Below are 13998 nucleotides of genomic sequence, written 5' to 3' on the forward strand. Positions count from 1 at the left end.
CCGCCGCTCGGCGTGTCGCAACCCTTTTGCGCGGCGAAGCGTTGTCGCCCCGTAACATATGGGAGGTTGAAATGCGATTCATTGGCGGGCTGTTGATCATTCTGTTGCTCGTGCTGGCTGGCGGCATCGCCACCGGCTTCATCGACTTGCAGAAAACGCGGGACGGACGGCTTCCCGAAATCGCCGTCAAGGAAGGCGCGCTTCCCAAATATGAAGCCAGCGTCGCCAAGGTTGAGGTTGGCACCCGCAACGAAACCGTCGAAGTGCCGACTGTCGCCGTCAAGAAACCCTGAGTTCGCGTGACGGGCAAGATGCTGTAAGGGCGGGGATGTCATGTCCTCGCCCTTTCCCTTGCCCGATCCGATGCGCCGCGCGCTGGCGCTGGCCCGCGCGGCCGAAACGGCGGGCGAAGTGCCGATCGGCGCGGTGGTGACCAGAAACGGCATCATCATTGGCGAGGGCGAGAATCGCAACCGCCGCGATCATGATCCCACCGCCCATGCCGAAATCGTCGCGATGCGGGCGGCGGCCATCCATCTGGGCGATTTTCGCCTGACAGGCTGCGACCTGTGGGTCACGCTGGAGCCTTGCCCGATGTGTGCGGGAGCCATTTCCCACGCCCGGATCGCGCGACTATATTATGCCGTGGGCGATCCCAAGGGCGGCGCGATCGAGCAGGGGCCACGTCTGTTCGCCCAGCCTCAATGCCTGCACCGGCCCGAAGTCTATGGCGGATTGGCCGAAGCCGAAGCCTCAGCGCTGCTCAGGGATTTTTTTGCCGCCCGACGCTGAATAATCGATGCGGTAGAGCTGATAGGGCAATGTCATGCCGCTGTTCAGCGTCACCGGCACCAGCCAGCGCGGAATTGCGCCCCGCATCAGGTCGGCATAGAAACCCTGCGGGCTGCGCGACTGATAGATCGTGCCTTCGGGGAAATTGGGGCACACCAGCAAATAGGTCGCGTGATGCCGCGCCGCGATGGGGCGGAAGGCATCGGCCGGGCCGTCATAGGCGTGGTGCATGTCCAGAATCGTCGCACCATTGCGATGATAGGGACCGGCCAGCGCACTATGATGCGTCGTCGCGATCAGGCGCGGCCCCAGATCGACCATGGTGAAGATGGTCGCGGGGGGCAGCTGGTCCAGCACCTCCAGCGCGGGCAGCGTGCGGCACCGGCTATTGGCTTTCTTGATCGCATCGTTGCGGGCGATGGCGGATGGCCGCCAGGGCCTGGGCTTGTTGCCGGTCAATTCCGCCCATCCGCGCATGATCTGCGGATAGAGCGGATAGGCGCAGGCGATCGCCGCCAGCAGTGCCACCCCTGCCCCCGCCGCGATTCGCACCCGGCGCGTGCCGGTGAAGATCGCGACGATCAGCCGGTGCGCGGCCCAGGCGGCAGGCGGGATCGCCAGCAGCTGCGCCGCTGGCCCCGCGCGCAACTGCCAGAACAGCAAGGCGGTGGAAAAAAGCATCATCAGGCCGACAGTCGCCCAGGCCCATAGCCGCTCCGCATCGCGCCGCGCGTCCCACAAGGCCCAGATCAGCCCGACCAGCCCCGCCAGCGGAATCGCCAGCAACGGCACGACCAGGCTTTGTGCCTGCGCGGTGATCGGCTTGGCCTCACGGATATTGGCCAGCCACAGTCGTTCGAGTTCGGGCGAAATCTGATAGGGGCTCAGGCATTGCGGCCAACTCAGCCAAAAGAAGGCCGCCACCGCGCCGCCTACGACTGCGCCTGCCGCCAGCCGCATCGCCCAACCGCGCAAAGGGGCAAGCGAGAGCAGCACCATGCCCGCCGACGCCGCACCGAACACCGCCACCCAGATGGGCGAAATCGCATCGCACACCATCGCGCGATTGGCATAGCTGGCAAACAGCAGATAGCAGAGCGAAGTCGCCCCGCCCAGGCTGAGCGCATAAGGCAGCATCCGCCGTTCCGCCCCTTCGCGGAACACCCAGCGCAGCGCGATCAGCCCGCCGCCCGCCGCCAGATAGACGATCATCTCCATGCCGATCGCGATCGACAGCGCACTGCTGACGCCAGCCATCAGCCCGCCGCGCAGCCGGTTGGTGTCGATGACGCCGGCCAGCATCGTCACCGCCAGCGCCAGTTGCCAGCCATGATGGTCGATCCGCATCGGCGCATACATGCCCAGCCCCATCTGCGCGGCCAGCGGGGCAAGCGCGGCCAGCAACCAGCCATGCGGCCCGGCCAGCCGCCGCCCGATAAAGCCCAGGCTGAGCATCAGCAGCAACAGCGGCAGCAGCGGCGCGATGCCGCAGGCCAGCCGATCGGCCAGCCCCTGGTCGACAAAGGCGCGGAAGAACAGGATCAGCCCGGCAATGGGAATATCGACCAGACGCGACCAGTGGATATTGGCGCCGCCCGGCGGATCGAGCCGATATTGGCGCAGGTCGTACCAACCCTGCCCGGCCAGCCAGTCCTTCACCTGCACATAGCGGATATTGTCGTCCGTATCGCCCAGCACCAGCCAGTGTATGGCGGGCCAGCGGCTGACGACCATGGCGACCGCAATCGCGATCCAGATAAGGAAGGTCAGCCACTTCCAGTGCCGCGCGCTCCACGCCAGCAGGACAGGCCAAATATGGGTCACCCGCGCGCGCAGGGTATCGGCGCTTTTCAAGCTCATTCTTGCCCCCTAAACGAGCCGTGGCAAAGCGCAACGGGGACCATGGCCATCATCAACCGACTTTCACCGCAGCATCGCGCGCTCTTCTGGCAAATCGTCCGCTATGGCGTGACCGGCCTGTTCGTGACCGCCTGTCAGGCGGTCATCTACTGGAGCCTTGCCGCGCTGGCCGGCCTGCATCCGCAACTGGCCAATCTGATCGGCTATGGCGCCGCGGTCGTCATCGGCTATGTCAGCCACAGCGCCTTCACCTTCCGCGGCCACGGCACCCGCGACAAGGCCGCATCGCGCGGCATCCGCTTCGTCGCGGTGTCGCTGGTCAGCTATGCGCTCAACGCGCTGTGGGTCTGGCTGTGCGTGACCCATATGGGCTGGCCCGAATGGTCACCCATCCCGGCAATGCTCTTCGTAACACCCGCAGTCATGTTCGGACTGAACCGCCAATGGGTGTTCAAATAGTCCATTGGATGATTTTTAACACAGCCTGCTCCCGCGAAGGCGGGAGCCTGGTTCCGCCCTCTGGACTGGGTTCCCGCCTGCGCGGGAACACGGTAGAATTTCGGCATGGCCAAACCCGGTTACGTCTATCTGATGGCAAGCAGCCAGAACGGGACGCTATATCTTGGCGTGACCAGCGATCTCGTTCAACGGGCCTGGCAACATCGCAACGGCTTTGGCGGTGAATTCAGCGCCAAATATCGCTGCCACTTGCTGGTCTGGTACGAAGCCTATGACGACATTCAGGAAGCGCGCCAGCGCGAGTTGCGGATGAAGAAATGGGAGCGCAAATGGAAGCTGCGCATGATCGAGGAAATGAACCCAACGTGGCGCGACCTGTTTGAGGATATCGCCACATAAGCCGTGTTCCCGCGCAGGCGGGAACCCAGTCCCGTCCTGCGAACTGGATTCCAGACTGCGCGTCAACATGATGTTCTATTTAATGTACGAACCGCGCCACCACGTCGCGGTAGGAGCGGCTGACCTTTACCTGGGCGCCTGATTCCAGCACCAGGAAACATTCGCCATTGGTGTGCGGCTTGACCTGCTTCACCTGACTGAGGTTCACGATGGTGGAGCGATGGACGCGCTGGAAATTGCGCGGGTCGAGCCGCTTTTCCAGATCCTTCATGGTTTCGCGCAGGATCAGGCTGTTGTCGGCGGTGTAGATGCACATATAGTCGCCCGCCGCGTCGATCCGCTCGATCGAATCGACATCGACGCGGAAAATCTGGCCGCGATCCTTGATGTTGATGAGCTTTTCGAAGCGATTGGACGCCGGACCTTCCTCCTCCGCCACGATGAAGTCGCTCATCGCCTGGGGCGCGACTTCAGCCAGCACCTCGCGCAGCTTCTCCGCTTCCTGCACCTGCCGCTTGTCCGACAGGCGCAGGCGCACCCGGTCGAGTGCGTCGGCCAGACGGCCTTCCTCCACGGGTTTCAGCAGATAATCGACCGCCTGCGCCTCGAACGCGCGAATCGCATGGTCCATATAGGCGGTGACGAAGATGAAGAGCGGCGGTTCGACTTCCATGATCCCCTGAACGACGGAAAATCCGTCAAAACCGGGCATCTGGATGTCCAGGAACACAAGGTCGGGCTTATGCGTCTTGATAGCGCGGATCGCTTCGCGCCCATTGTTGCAGGTTTCGATAATTTCGACATCCTCATGCGCTTGCAGACGCAGCATAAGCCCTTGCGTAGCAAGGCTTTCGTCGTCGACGAGGATTGTTCTGATGGTCATGCGGCCACTTTCGATGAATCTTCCAAATTGAGCGGAATTTCGATGATCACCGAAAAACCGCCGGGACTTGAACGTGTTTCAAAGCTCTGTCGTTCCCCGAAAGCCTGAATGAGCCGGTCGCGGATGTTTGGCAGGCCCACGCCCGTCCCTTCGCTGACGGCAATGTGTGGCTTCATTCCGCTTTCATTCAATCCCGGCCCGGTATCGGATACGACGATCCGCACATTTTCGCCGGCAGGCTGCGCGCTGACGGTTATGTCCGCCCCCTCCTCCTTGGGCGTCACGGCATATTTGATCGCATTTTCGACCAGCGGCTGAAGCAGCAGGGATGGCAGGCGCGCCCGCGCGACCGCCGGGTCGATGGTGAATACCGGACGCAGCCGGTCCTCGAACCGCATCTTCTCAATCTCCAGATAGAGTTTGAGCGTTTCGATCTCCTGCTCGATCGTCACCTGCGCGGTCGGCTCGTTGATGAGGGTATAGCGCAGGAAGGAGGACAGGCGCGAAAGCATCGCATTGGCACGATCGGTCTGTTTGAGCAGCACCAGCGTGGAGATGGAATTGAGCGTGTTGAACAGGAAATGCGGGTTGAGCTGATAGCGCAGCATCGCCAGCTGCGCGCTCGACGCCTGATTTTCCAGATGGAGCAGCTGGTCGGCCTGTTCCTCCACCGTCAGATAGAAATTGATTGCATAATAAAGCGCCGACCATGCGCCCAATAGCGTCATCGACAGATAGAAAGCGCCCAGGAACAGTTGCAGCCCCGCCGTCTCGCTGCCCTTGTTCTGGGTCGAAAAGACCCAGGCGTCGATAAAGGCGACCAGCGCGGCGGCGGCCACGACCGTCAGGATCGATGCGCCCCAGGTGACGATCGGTTTGCGCTTGAGCAGGAAGCGAAACATCACCGCGATCAACAACGTCACCGAATAGCCGGTGACGGTGGAAATCAGCACCGGCACCAGGCTGGATAGCGGCTGGCCATTGGCGATGGTGGACGATCCGCGCAACAGGAACGCGCCGGCCCAGCCCAGCGATTGCAGGTTCCAGAAGGCGCGATTCTTGTCCGCGAAAAAGGGCTGGGGTTGAAAGGGATGAACAGACATTGCAGCCAGCCTAGGCGATTTGAAGCGGCTGGTGAAGCCGCCACCGCCCAGAACGTCCTCACCCTGGCCGCGCTGCGCCCGCCCGTCAGGCGGCGGCAGCGGAATCCTCCGCCATCGGGGTAACTTGGTCGGGGCACAGCCAGACCAGGTCGTTCAGGTCCAGTTCGCGCCCGTCATGCGCCTGTATCGTGACCCTGCGGATCGGCAGGCCGTCGCGCCGGTCGGCCAGCACCTGGCACGACACCGTGCCGCAGCTCCATTTTTCGCCCCACTGGCGCAGGGCGATCATGACCGGGGCCAGTTCCCGCCCCTTTTCCGTCAGGCGATATTCCACCTTGCGCCGGTCGCACTGCATGGGTTGGCGCAGCATGATGCCGTTTTCGACCAGCCGGGCGAGGCGGTTGGCCAGGATGTTGCGGGCGATTCCCAGCGTAGACTGAAACTCCTCGAAATGGCGGATTCCCGACAGGGCGCCACGCAGGATAAGGAAAGACCAGCGCTCTCCCATCGCCTCCAGCGCACTGGGGAGCGCGCATTGTTCCAGATCCTGTGCCAGATTATGTTTCATGGTGATGACTAGATAGCCCAAAGCAGCGACAGTTGCAAAAGCGCTGTGTATTTAGGGCAGATGGGATTTTTTTGTTGCGCTGCAAGGCACTTCCCACACAATCGGGAAACGATGTTACGCCAGTATGAACTAGTCGAGCGCGTCAAACGCTATGATCCCAACGCGGATGAAGCGATGATCAACCGCGCCTATGTCTTTTCGGTCCAGAAGCATGGCAGCCAGAAGCGCGCCAGCGGCGACCCCTATTTCAGCCACCCGATCGAGGTGGCGGGCATCCTCACCGACTTCGGGCTGGACGACCAGACGATCGTGACCGCCCTGCTGCACGACACGATCGAGGATACGCTGGTCACCTATGCGGAGATAGAGGCGGCGTTCGGCAAGGATGTCGCGCGCATGGTCGATGGCGTGACCAAGCTCTCCAAGATCGAGGCGATGAGCGAAAATGAGCGGGCGGCGGAAAATCTCCGCAAATTCCTGCTCGCCATGTCGGACGACATCCGGGTGCTGCTGGTCAAGCTGGCCGACCGGCTGCACAATATGCGCACGCTGCATTTCATCAAGAATCCCGACAAGCGCCGCCGCATCGCCAAGGAGACGATGGATATCTACGCGCCGCTCGCGGAACGGATCGGCATGTATGATTTCATGCGCGAAATGCAGTTGCTGGCCTTTCGCGAGATCGAGCCGGAAGCTTATGCCAGCATCACCCGGCGGCTGGAGCAGCTGAAGGAAGGCGGCCATGACAAGGTCGACCGGATCGGCGCGGAATTGCAGCTGTTGCTGGGCGGATCGGACATTCCGGTCACCGTGTCGGGGCGCGAAAAACATCCCTTCTCGATCTGGAAGAAGATGCAGGAGCGCCATATCAGCTTTGAACAGCTGACCGACGTGATGGCGTTCCGCGTCATTACCGAGACGACCGCGGACTGCTACCGCGCGCTGGGCGTCATCCACCAGACGTTCAAGATGGTGCCAGGCCGGTTCAAGGATTATATCTCCACGCCCAAGCGCAACGGCTATCGCTCGCTGCACACCACCGTCATCCATCAGGACAATGCCCGGATCGAGGTGCAGATCCGCAGCCGCGACATGCATCATGACGCCGAACTAGGACTGGCGGCGCATTGGGCCTACAAGCAGAAGGGCGACGCGAGCGACCGTAATGCGGCATGGCTGCGCGACCTGGTCGAAATATTGGAACAGAGCCAGGATGCGGACGAGCTGCTCGAACATACCCGCATGGCCATGTATCAGGACCGCATCTTCGCCTTCTCGCCCAAGGGGGAACTGCACCAGCTGCCCAAGGGATCGACCCCGGTGGACTTCGCCTATGCGGTGCATACATCGCTCGGCAACCAGACGGTGGGCGCGAAGGTCAACGGACGGGTCGTGCCGCTGCGCACCAGCCTGGACAATGGCGATCAGGTCGAAATCCTCAAATCCGACGGGCAGGAACCGCAGCCGGGCTGGCTGACCTTCGCCATCACCGGCAAGGCGCGCGCGGCGATCCGCCGCTATATTCGCCAGAAGCAGCGTGGCGAGGAAGTCGCGCTGGGCGAAAAGCTGTATGAGGAAATTGTCGGCCGCTTCTCGCCCGATCTGGCCAGCGAACTGGGCGACAAGGCGCTCAAGGCCGCGCTCAAGCGACTGAAGCTGGACGATCGCGCGGCGCTGATGGTCGCCATCGCCACGCATCGGCTGCTTGATTCGGAAGTGATGGAGGCGCTGGTTCCCGGCTCCACCACGGGCAAGGACATGGAACAATCCCATCCGCGCCAGCATGCGCCCATCTCCATCCGCGGGCTGACGCCGGGCATCGCCTACAGCCTGTCCGCTTGCTGCCACCCGGTGCCGGGCGACCGCATCGTCGGCATCCGCCGCACCGGCGGGCCGATCGAGGTGCACACGATCGACTGCCGCACGCTCGAAGCGGGGCAGGATGACGACTGGGTCGACCTGTCATGGGACAGCAAGTCGAAGGGCGGCACCGCGCGATTGCAGGTCATCGTCCAGACCCAGCCGGGCGCGCTGGCCGCGGTCACCAATGTGTTCGGCGCGACCAAGGCGAACATCCTCAACCTGCAACTGGTCAACCGCGAAGGCCCGTTCCACACCGACATCATCGACCTGGAAGTCGCCGACGCCCAGCATCTGATGCGGATATTGTCAGCGCTGCGCGCGCTCGACACAGTGGTGCAGGCGGACCGGGTTTAAGGCATCAGCCGTTCGGGCTGAGCGAAGTCGAAGCCTTCCCCTGAGCGCAGGCGAAGGCACCTCGCTTCGCTCTGGGCGAACGGTGTCAGGACTGTCTCTTATACACATCGCGATGTGTATAAGAGACAGGTGGTGCAGGCGGACCGGGTTTAAGGCATCAGCCGTTCGGGCTGAGCGAAGTCGAAGCCTTCCCCTGAGCGGAGGCGAAGGCACCTCGCTTCGCTCAGGGCGAACGGTGTCAGGAATTTCCGCGTGACATTGCGCCCCTTCCCCGCTAATGGCCCCGCAGCGAACCCCTTGCGGGTTCACCGTCCGAGACAGTTGGTGAGGGGAATTTGCCCCTCTTAATGTCCAGCCTAGACGGGGAAAAGTTCTTTACCGGACGGGCCATCATGGTCTGTTTCGGGTCTGCCGCCTTCCTTCATACGGACGAACGGCCAGTCGATCTCTCCCCTTCGGACTAAACATCCCGTGTGCTTGCACGCGGGTTTTTGCCGTTCATCGGGTTTTCCGGTGGACATGAAGTGGAGAATGGCATGGATCGTAATCAGAAATCTGAGGTCGTCACCACGCTGAACGCTACTTTTGCCGACCTGGGTGTTGTCGTGGTCACACGCAACCTGGGCATGACCGTCGCACAGTCGACGATCCTGCGGCAGAAGATGCGCGAAGCTGGCGCGTCCTACAAGGTTACGAAGAACAAGCTCGCCAAGATCGCGCTGAAGGACACGCAATACGAAACGATCAGCTCCATGCTGACCGGCCCGGTTGCGCTGGCCACCTCGGCCGATCCGGTCGCCGCCGCCAAGGTGGTGATCGATTTCGCCAAGACCAACGACAAGCTTGAGATCGTTGGCGGCGCAATGGGCGGTGTGCTGCTCGATGCAAATGGCGTCAAGGCGCTCGCATCGATGCCCTCGCTGGACGAACTGCGTGCAAAGATTATCGGCCTCATCCAGGCCCCGGCAACCAAGCTCGCTACCGTCATCCAGACGCCGGCTTCGCAGCTCGCTCGTGTCTTCAACGCCTATGCGGAGAAGGAAGCGGCCTGATTGGTCGCAACCAGCTTCCTGTAATCGTTTCAACATATTGCGGGGTTCACCCCGTTTAGAAGGAAAAATATCATGGCAGACATCAACGCACTGGTCGAACAGCTTTCGGCCCTGACCGTCCTCGAAGCCGCCGACCTGTCGAAGGCTCTGGAAGAAAAGTGGGGCGTTAGCGCCGCCGCAGCCGTCGCCGTCGCTGGCCCCGCCGCTGGCCCCGCCGCCGCCGCCGCTGAAGAGCAGACCGAATTCGACGTGATCCTGACCGGCGACGGTGGCAAGAAGATCAACGTCATCAAGGAAGTCCGCGCCATCACCGGCCTGGGCCTGACCGAAGCCAAGACCCTGGTTGAGTCGGCTCCCAAGGCGATCAAGGAAGGCGTGAACAAGGAAGAGGCCGAGAAGGTCAAGAAGCAGCTTGAAGAAGCCGGCGCGACCGTCGAACTCAAGTAATCGGGATGCCTCGCTTCATGCGAGGCTGACCGGCTGGCCTTAGGGCTGGCGGATATAGGGCGGTGCCGGAAGGCGCCGCCCTTTTTCTGTATTGCGATGTTGCGTTCGCACTCTCCGTCATCCCGGACTTGATCCGGGATCCCTTCACCGGGCGGTCGTGATTCTACGAGAGGTAGAGCCAATGGATCCTGACTTTCGTCAGGATGACGGCAGTGGTGATGGCGGGTGACGACCAGAAACTGCCAGTCGTCCCGTGTTCCGTAATTCTTGATTGCCGACGTCCCGTGCATAGTTCAAATTCAGAGAATGGCCGATCTGTCTAAATCTAAGCGCATGGAACTGCGGCGAGCGTTGGGAAACCGAGTTGTTCATGAGCCATATGTGCCGCCTCGGCATCGTGGCCCAGAGTGCCTCTGGCCACATGCTTGCTTCGAATGCCGGAAGTCGTGGAAGCTGGCTGAGGAAGCGAGCGCCATACGCCCTGAATGCAAGGCTGATCTCCATTGGATGGGGCGTGCGTTTAAGGTGCCCCGAAAATCAGACGTTGAGCAATGGGCCAAGGTTCGAGCGCTCTGGAATGCGGGATTTCGCTTCATCAATCATACGCAATGGCGAGATATTGAGGCTATGCCAGAACGCCTGCGCGACGTTGAGGATTTCATCCGGCGCAATCCCCAGCATCCCTTCCGAATAAAGAGGGTAACGTCTGCTATCGACGAATTTTTCTGAAAAAATGACTGTCGCCTAACCACCCCCTCCCCGTCATGCTGACGAAAGTCAGCATCCAGTGTCGCGCAGCGCCCCCCCTGTATCCCGCCCTGCGCCGCAATCACGAAGCCCCTGCGCAACCGCCCCCCCTCCCCGCCCCACAGTGGCACGCCCCTGTCCCAAAAACCCGTTCCCACTTTCCCCCAGTCTGTTCTACAAGTGGAACAGATATGCCGCGCGCCCTTTCATCCGAAACGCTTCATGCGACCAGCGTGGCCATTGGCGGCCGCGCGGTGCTGCTGTGCGGGGTGAGCGGGATCGGGAAGTCGGACCTGGCGCTACGGCTGATCGACCGGGGGGCGGTGCTGATCAGCGATGATTATACGCTGGTCAAGCGGGTGGACGGGCAACTGGTCGCCACTGCGCCCGCGACCATCATCGGCAAGATGGAGGTGCGCGGGCTTGGCATCGTGGCGATGCCCCATGTCGCCGATGTGCCGGTCGCGCTGATCGTCGATCTGTTCGACAAGGTGGACCGGATGCCGCTGGAGCCGGTCATGCGGACGGTGGCCGGGATCAACGTGCGCGTCGTCAAAATCGCGCCGCTGGAGGCCTCCGCGCCGATCAAGGTCGAACTGGCGCTGCGGATGCTGGATCAGGGGGCGGGCACCCCATGACCCAGTCTCACCCCAAATCCATCCTTCTCCTGTCCGGCCTGTCGGGCGCGGGCAAGACCACGGCGCTCAAAACGCTGGAGGATATGGGCTGGGAAGTGGTGGACAATCTGCCGCTGGTGCTGCTCGACCGGCTGCTCGACACCCCCCTGCCCGCGGGCCATGCGGGCGCGGACGACCGGCCATTGGCGCTCGGCATCGACGCGCGCACGCGCGGGTTCGACGCCAATGCCATCGTCCAGCGGATCAAGGCGCTGCGCGACAATCATGGCCATGATGTCGAAACCCTGTTCCTCGACTGCTCCGGCACCGAACTGGAGCGCCGCTTTGCCGAAACCCGGCGGCGGCACCCGCTGGCGCTCGATCGCCCGGCGGCCGACGGGATCGCGCGCGAACGCGAACTGACCGAGCCGCTGCGTCGCTGGGCCAGCCAGGTGATCGACACGACGAGTTTCTCCAGCAACGCCCTGCAACAGGCGATCCGCGACCGTTTCTCGCGTGAGCGGCTGTCGGACCCGGTGCTGACCATCTTGTCCTTCGGCTTTTCGCGCGGGATGCCGCGCAACGCCGACCTGATGTTCGACATGCGTTTTCTGCGCAACCCGCATTGGGACGACGCGCTGCGGGACAAGACGGGGCAGGACGCGGATGTCGCCGCCTATATCGTGGCGGACCCCGCCTATGAGGAAGCGGTCGGCAAGATCGAGGAACTGCTCAAAATAGTGTTGCCGCGCTACGCGGAGGCCGGGAAAGCCTATATTACCGTGGCGTTCGGCTGCACCGGGGGACGGCATCGGTCGGTCCATGTGGCCGAACGCGTCGCCAGATACTTGCAAGACGCGGGCTTTTCGCCCACGGTCTCGCACCGCAATATGGAATCGGCGCCACAGGATAGTCTGGAGAAGCGCCCACCGGGAGGCCCGAAAGCAATATCATGAAGCAGGTGGGCCGCAAAAGCACATGATCGGACTTGTACTCGTCACCCATGGGTCGCTCGCGACCGAATTCGTCGTCGCGATGGAGCATGTCGTCGGCCCGCAACAGCAGATCGAAACGATCTGCATCGGGCCGGATGATGACATGGAATTGCGCCGCGCCGACATCGCGACCGCCGTTGCGCGCGTGAATGACGGCAGCGGCGTCATATTGCTGACCGACCTGTTCGGCGGCACCCCATCCAATCTGGCGATTTCGTTGCTCAAGGCGGGCGAGATCGAGGTAATCGCGGGCATCAACCTGCCCATGCTGATCCGGCTGGAAAGCGCGCGCAAGGTGATGGACGTGAAAGCCGCCGTCGCCGCCGCGCGGGAGGCGGGACAGAAATATATCAGCGTTGCGTCGGAACTGTTGGGCAGCACCACATGAATGAAGTCAGCCAGTTAGTCCTTATCAGCAACAAACGCGGCCTCCACGCCCGCGCCAGCGCCAAATTCGTGACGCTGGCCAGCGGCCTGCCCGCCAACATCATCGTCAGCAAGGATGGCAGCGACGTGACCGGCACGTCGATCATGGGGCTGATGATGCTGGGCGCGGCCATGGGCGACAGCATCACTATCAAGGCAACCGGCCCGGATGCGGCCGATTCCCTGGGCAAGCTGGTCGGCCTGGTCGAGGACAAGTTCGGGGAAGAGTAGACATATCCGTTCGGGCTGAGCTTGTCGAAGGCATCCACTCAGCGGAGCGAAGCTCCTTCCTGTGGTCGGCTGAGCCCTTCGACAAGCGCAGCCCAAACGGATATAACCTGCGGCCCTATTGCCCCACTTCGCCTTCCCGCCGCATCTGGGTAAAGATGTTCCACGTCGCGATGAACAATGCCGCGATCACCGGGCCGATGACGATGCCGTTAAAGCCGAACATCTCGATCCCGCCCAGCGTCGAAATCAGCACGACATAGTCAGGGATTCGCGTTTCGCGGCCAACCAGTATCGGGCGCAGCAGATTGTCGACCGATCCGATGATCAGCGCCCCGGCCGCCACCAGCACCGCGCCCTGCCAAATTGCCCCGGTCGCAAACAGATAGAGGGCGACCGGCGCCCACACCAGCGCTGATCCGATGGCGGGCAGTAGCGAAAATGCGCCCATCAGCACGCCCCACAGCAGAGCGCCCTGAATGCCCAGCATCCAGAAGATGACCCCGCCGATAAAGCCCTGCACGATGGCGACCACCAGGCTGCCTTTCACCGTGGCGCGGATCACCACGACGAAACGGTGCAACAGCGCCTCGCGCTGATGCGGGCGCAGGGGCGCAGCATCGGCGAAGCGTTGCGACAGCCGTTCCCCGTCGCGCAACAGGAAGAAGGCGAGATAGAGCATGACGCCCAACGCGACGATGAAGCTGAACGCCCCCTGCCCGATCAGCAAAGCCTGCCCGGCCAATGTACGGAAACTGCTGGTAATGCCGTTGCTCACGGTGACGCGGGCGGCATCGAAATTGCTGAACCCGATCCGCCGCAACATGCCATGCGCCCATTCCGGCAAGCCGTTCTGCATCTGCGCGAACATGCGCGCAAAATCGATCTTGCCCGACTGGATCTGGGCATAGAAATGCACCGCTTCCTGGATCAGCGCGACCGACAACAGGATGGCCGGAATAATGACGATCGCGATGATCAGCAGCAGCGTCAGCAGCGCCGCGCTGTTGCGGTGCCCTGGCATCCGGGCCGCGATCCGCTGGTTTATGGGCCAGAACAGGACCGCGATGATCACGCCCCACAGCACTGCGGCGAAGAAAGGCTCCAGCACAAAGGCAAAGGCTATCGTGACCAGAATGACGAGGCCGAGGAAGAATCCGTCCTCGATGCGGTTGTGGTTGGTATGCGGCGTGGTCATTTCACCC

General features: G+C 62.3%; 17 protein-coding genes. 11 read left to right on the forward strand and 6 right to left on the reverse strand.

Annotated elements, in window-relative coordinates:
• The first annotated feature begins 71 nt into the window (after nucleotides 1–71).
• Both FE851_RS11200 and FE851_RS11205 read left to right on the forward strand, forming a co-directional pair.
• Entirely contained in the window at nucleotides 72–293 is a 222-nt protein-coding gene (locus FE851_RS11200) for a hypothetical protein (RefSeq protein ID WP_017181090.1), read from the forward strand.
• 40 nt (nucleotides 294–333) lie between these two features.
• Nucleotides 334–792, forward strand: coding sequence for a nucleoside deaminase (locus FE851_RS11205; protein ID WP_017181089.1), 459 nt, complete (start codon nucleotides 334–336; stop codon nucleotides 790–792).
• On the opposite strand, the gene FE851_RS11210 is transcribed toward FE851_RS11205, so the two are convergent.
• Nucleotides 754–2652: a hypothetical protein gene (locus FE851_RS11210; RefSeq protein WP_145202475.1), complete on the reverse strand. Its 1899-nt coding sequence runs from the start codon at nucleotides 2650–2652 to the stop codon at nucleotides 754–756. The two genes, FE851_RS11205 and FE851_RS11210, sit on opposite strands and share 39 nt — an antisense overlap.
• A 42-nt stretch (nucleotides 2653–2694) precedes the next feature.
• Here FE851_RS11210 and FE851_RS11215 point away from each other — a divergent pair, with 42 nt between their 5' ends.
• Entirely contained in the window at nucleotides 2695–3111 is a 417-nt protein-coding gene (locus FE851_RS11215) for a GtrA family protein (protein ID WP_145202478.1), read from the forward strand.
• A 105-nt stretch (nucleotides 3112–3216) separates the two neighbouring features.
• Nucleotides 3217–3510 carry a GIY-YIG nuclease family protein gene (locus FE851_RS11220; protein ID WP_130752012.1) on the forward strand — a complete coding sequence of 98 codons (294 nt, stop codon included), beginning with the start codon at nucleotides 3217–3219 and terminating at the stop codon, nucleotides 3508–3510.
• Between the two features lie 79 nt (nucleotides 3511–3589).
• On the opposite strand, the gene FE851_RS11225 is transcribed toward FE851_RS11220, so the two are convergent.
• The 3 genes from FE851_RS11225 to FE851_RS11235 form a co-directional block, all read right to left on the reverse strand.
• Nucleotides 3590–4393 (reverse strand): LytR/AlgR family response regulator transcription factor, encoded by an 804-nt coding sequence (locus tag FE851_RS11225; protein WP_017181085.1) that lies wholly within the window; start codon nucleotides 4391–4393, stop codon nucleotides 3590–3592.
• Nucleotides 4390–5496, reverse strand: coding sequence for a sensor histidine kinase (locus FE851_RS11230; RefSeq protein ID WP_017181084.1), 1107 nt, complete (start codon nucleotides 5494–5496; stop codon nucleotides 4390–4392). Before FE851_RS11230 ends, FE851_RS11225 begins: the two co-directional genes overlap by 4 nt.
• Before the next feature lie 85 nt (nucleotides 5497–5581).
• Nucleotides 5582–6064 (reverse strand): winged helix-turn-helix transcriptional regulator, encoded by a 483-nt coding sequence (locus FE851_RS11235; protein ID WP_019053964.1) that lies wholly within the window; start codon nucleotides 6062–6064, stop codon nucleotides 5582–5584.
• Nucleotides 6065–6175: 111 nt separating this feature from the next.
• Between FE851_RS11235 and FE851_RS11240 the strand changes: the two genes are divergently transcribed.
• From FE851_RS11240 to rplL, 3 genes are all read left to right on the forward strand, one after another.
• Nucleotides 6176–8281 carry a RelA/SpoT family protein gene (locus tag FE851_RS11240; protein ID WP_145202481.1) on the forward strand — a complete coding sequence of 702 codons (2106 nt, stop codon included), beginning with the start codon at nucleotides 6176–6178 and terminating at the stop codon, nucleotides 8279–8281.
• A gap of 536 nt (nucleotides 8282–8817) precedes the next feature.
• Nucleotides 8818–9333: a 50S ribosomal protein L10 gene (rplJ, locus tag FE851_RS11245; RefSeq protein WP_107124891.1), complete on the forward strand. Its 516-nt coding sequence runs from the start codon at nucleotides 8818–8820 to the stop codon at nucleotides 9331–9333.
• A 72-nt stretch (nucleotides 9334–9405) separates the two neighbouring features.
• On the forward strand, nucleotides 9406–9780 hold the full coding sequence (rplL, locus tag FE851_RS11250) for a 50S ribosomal protein L7/L12 (RefSeq protein WP_017181080.1): 375 nt from the start codon (nucleotides 9406–9408) through the stop codon (nucleotides 9778–9780).
• Nucleotides 9781–10317: 537 nt separating this feature from the next.
• Here rplL and FE851_RS26120 read toward each other — a convergent pair.
• Nucleotides 10318–10461, reverse strand: coding sequence for a hypothetical protein (locus tag FE851_RS26120; RefSeq protein WP_186378806.1), 144 nt, complete (start codon nucleotides 10459–10461; stop codon nucleotides 10318–10320).
• 257 nt (nucleotides 10462–10718) lie between these two features.
• Here FE851_RS26120 and FE851_RS11255 point away from each other — a divergent pair, with 257 nt between their 5' ends.
• From FE851_RS11255 to FE851_RS11270, 4 genes are read left to right on the forward strand one after another with little or no spacing between them, the layout of a single operon-like run.
• The gene (locus FE851_RS11255) at nucleotides 10719–11165 is read left to right on the forward strand and encodes an HPr kinase/phosphorylase (protein ID WP_019053968.1); all 447 of its coding nucleotides are present in this window, start codon (nucleotides 10719–10721) and stop codon (nucleotides 11163–11165) included.
• A complete protein-coding gene (gene rapZ / locus FE851_RS11260) occupies nucleotides 11162–12100 on the forward strand; it encodes an RNase adapter RapZ (protein ID WP_145202484.1) in 939 nt (312 codons plus the stop codon). Before FE851_RS11255 ends, rapZ begins: the two co-directional genes overlap by 4 nt.
• A gap of 22 nt (nucleotides 12101–12122) precedes the next feature.
• Nucleotides 12123–12527 carry a PTS sugar transporter subunit IIA gene (locus tag FE851_RS11265; protein WP_017181076.1) on the forward strand — a complete coding sequence of 135 codons (405 nt, stop codon included), beginning with the start codon at nucleotides 12123–12125 and terminating at the stop codon, nucleotides 12525–12527.
• Entirely contained in the window at nucleotides 12524–12796 is a 273-nt protein-coding gene (locus FE851_RS11270) for an HPr family phosphocarrier protein (RefSeq protein ID WP_017181075.1), read from the forward strand. The genes FE851_RS11265 and FE851_RS11270 overlap by 4 nt, the downstream gene beginning before the upstream one ends.
• A gap of 115 nt (nucleotides 12797–12911) precedes the next feature.
• Here FE851_RS11270 and FE851_RS11275 read toward each other — a convergent pair whose 3' ends face one another.
• A complete protein-coding gene (locus FE851_RS11275; protein WP_107124889.1) occupies nucleotides 12912–13991 on the reverse strand; it encodes an AI-2E family transporter in 1080 nt (359 codons plus the stop codon).
• Between the last annotated feature and the right edge of the window lie 7 nt (nucleotides 13992–13998).

Source organism: Sphingobium sp. B2 (assembly GCF_007693735.1).
Lineage (GTDB): Bacteria > Pseudomonadota > Alphaproteobacteria > Sphingomonadales > Sphingomonadaceae > Sphingobium > Sphingobium xenophagum.